2 protein-coding genes and 1 pseudogene are annotated in these 3,011 nt (G+C 75.0%); all 3 read right to left on the minus strand.

What is annotated here, in order from left to right:
- The coding region (locus tag AB0O00_RS34020) for an ROK family protein (RefSeq protein WP_363658437.1) at positions 1-1,045 on the minus strand (1,045 nt) is incomplete at its 3' end.
- 165 nt (positions 1,046-1,210) lie between these two features.
- Positions 1,211-2,101: a chitosanase gene (locus tag AB0O00_RS34025; protein ID WP_363658439.1), complete on the minus strand. Its 891-nt coding sequence runs from the start codon at positions 2,099-2,101 to the stop codon at positions 1,211-1,213.
- 135 nt (positions 2,102-2,236) lie between these two features.
- Positions 2,237-3,011 (minus strand): annotated as a pseudogene (locus tag AB0O00_RS34030) (hypothetical protein); the annotation flags it as partial.

A 3,011-nucleotide genomic window follows, 5' to 3' on the forward strand; every position in this document is an offset into this window, starting at 1 on the left:
GGTCGAGCAGCGCCGCCACGACGGCCAGCGCGTAGCCGAGCCGGTCGGCCTCCAGCCGCACGGCCTCCGCCGCGGCCGGGTCGCCGGCGCGGGCCTCGGCGAACACCTTCTCCGCGGTCAGCGGCCGGCGCATGCCGAGACCGAGGGCGGTGCGCACCACGGCGTCGGCGGACACGGTCTGTTCGAGCGTCGGGTCGCCCTCGACGCCGGGCAGGACGCCGCTGCCGGGCAGGCGCAGGAGGCCGAGCTCGCCGGCCGCGCCGTGGGCGCCGGTGAGGAGCTCGCCGTCCTTGACCACGCCGACACCGAGCCCGGTGCCGACGAGGAGGTAGACGAACAGGCGGCTGCCCTCGCCCGCGCCGTAGGTGTACTCGCCGACGGCCGCGAGGTTGGCGTCGTTGGCGACGGTGACGGGGTGTCCGCCGCCGAGGCCCTCCGCGATGCGGTCGAAGAGGCCGGGACGGCCCCAGCCCGGGAGGTTGGCGGCGAGCTGGACGCTGCGCCGCCGTTCGTCCCACACGCCGGGCGAGCCGGCCACGGTGTGGGCGATGCCGGCCGGGGTGAGACCGGCCTCGGCGATGGCCTCCTGCGCGGCGGCGACGACGGCGTCGGCCACCGCGTTGGCCGAGCGGCCCCGGTTGGGCAGGTCGCGGCGGGCGGCGATCCGGCCGGACAGGTCGGCGACGGCCACCCGCAGCCGGGCCCGGCCGATGTCGAGGCCGAGGACGTGTCCGGCGGCCGGGTCCGCCTCGTACAGGACGGCCGTACGGCCCCGGTCGGGGGCGAAGCGCCCGGCCTCGCGGGCCAGTCCGGCGAGTTCGAGGGCGGCCAGGGCGGCCGAGACGGTGGGCTTGGACAGGCCGGTGTCACGGGCGAGCTGGGCGCGGGAGAGCGGTCCGTGCACGCGCAGCCGCTCCAGGAGCAGCCACTCGTTGTTGCTGCGCAACCGCTGCCGGTTCCAGGTCTGTTGACCGGGCAGCACCGGGGTGGGCGGGGAGGGTGCCGGTGGGGCCTGGTCGGCCGTTCTCCGTCCTGCTGCGTTCATTCGGCCGATGGTAGGGCACCGTCCGGCGGCGAACGAGCCGGGGCGGAGCTTGATCGGGAGACGGGATGCCGGTGGTGGCGGGGGACGGGGCTCCGCGCCACCACCGGTGGTGCGATGGGCCGTTGTGACGGCGTCAGCTGATCGTGTGGCTCGGCCCGGGGTGCGTCAGCTGATCGTGTAGCTCGACCCGAAGGCGGTGACGTTCAGCGGGCCGTCGAGGTTGTGGTTGCCCGTCGCGGCGATGCGGCGCAGGCACTCGACGCGGTCGACGGACTTGCGCCACTCGTCCGCGGTCGAGCCGTTGGCCGGGTTGGTGAGGTCGTCGATCCGGACCTCGAAGAACGCGTCGAGCCAGGCGTTCTCCCCGGCGCTCGACGGCGGGCCGACCTTGGCGGTGGTGCGGCCGATCAGCGCGGGCAGCGCGTCGTACTCGGTGCCGTTGCCGTGCTGGATCGACGCGTCGTACAGCTCGGCGCGGGCGAGCGCGGTGGTGAGCCCGAGTCGGTCGGCCTGGCTCATCGCGGGGGAGAAGTAGCGCTGGTCGACCTGGTCGTCCTGGACCTGCCGGAAGACGGCGTCCTGGGCGGCCTGCTTCCACGCCGCGATGTAGTCGGCCTCGGGCAGGCCGCTGGTGTCGCCGCTGCCGGCGGAGGCGAGGCGCTCCAGCTCGGGGATGAAGCGGGCCAGCGGGTTGTCGGGGACGGCCGCGGTGTAGGCGCGGACGACCTTGAGGGCGTCGCCGTCGTTGGTGGTGAAGCCGGCGCGCCCCGCGGTGACGCCGCGACCGTCGTTGATGTTCTCGGCGTAGCCGTACTGGATCTCGGTGGTGCTGTTCTCGAAGATGCTGATCAGCTGGTCGGCCCGGCGGCGCTGGTCGGCGGTCATGCCGCCGGCGTCCAGCGGGCGGGCGGCGGCAGCGGCGGTCAGGGCGGCGGTCGCGGACGCCGGGCCGGCGGCGGGGGCCGCGGGCGTGGCGGTGGCGGCGCAGGCGGGGCCGGTGGCCAGGGCGACCGCGGTGGCGACGGCGGCGAGGCGGGGGACTCGGGCAACTCGCATGGGTGTGCTCCGTTTCTCCGTGGGGGCGGGTGAAGCGCGAGCTCGCGGCAGCAGACTAGGGGCGGGGAGCGGGCCGGGTCCATAAGGTAAGTAAACTTTCCTAATATATTTCCGGGAGGATCCCGTCGGCGACCGTCAGTTGCAGCCGCCGCAGTCGCAACCCCCGTCACAGCCGCAGTCGCAGCCGTCGCACCCGTCGCCGCAGCAGTTGCAGCAATTGCAGCAGTCGCCGCACCCGCCGCAGTCGCAGCCACTGCAGTCGCAGTTGCCACAGCAGTCGTTGCGCTCGCAGAAGCCCTTGCGCGGCTCCCGGCTGAACGGGTCGTTGTGCTCGCAGCACATCAGCTGGCACGTGCAGGCCATCAGCGCCCACACCGCGCACCCGGCCAGCAGGTTGCGCGGCTGCGGCGGCTTGGGCCCGATCGGCGTGAAGCCGGGGCCCTGCGGGATCCACGGCGGGATGGGCGCCTTCTCGGACTCCCGTCGGGGCGGGGCGTCCTGCGGGTGCTCGGCGGAGGTGTTACCGGGTATACGGGTGCGGCAGGCGGCAGTATGGCGCGTCGGGCCGAAGACACGGTCGACGGCGGTCTCCGTCTCGTGCGCGAGCAGGACGTGCACCAGCGACCGGTCCGTCAGCTCGACCTCGCGCAGCGCCAGCCGGATGCCGTGGACGGCGTCGCGGCACAGCCGCTCGGCCTCGGCGCGGTCGGTGCCGGTGGCGGTGAGCGGGTTCCAGGCGCCGCTCGTGGCGTCGGCGTCCTGGTCCTCGGCGGCGTCGAGGAGATGGGCGAGCCGCCCGAAGAGCCGGCCGGCCTCGGCGAGCGGGGCGGCGTTCCCGGGGCGCCCGGCGAGGACGGCGGTGTGCGCGAAGGCGGCCGACGTCGCGCTCTCGGTGGGCTCGGTGACCAGC

Origin of the sequence: Kitasatospora sp. NPDC093558, from assembly GCF_040683475.1 — a bacterium.
Classification (GTDB): Bacteria; Actinomycetota; Actinomycetes; order Streptomycetales; family Streptomycetaceae; genus Kitasatospora.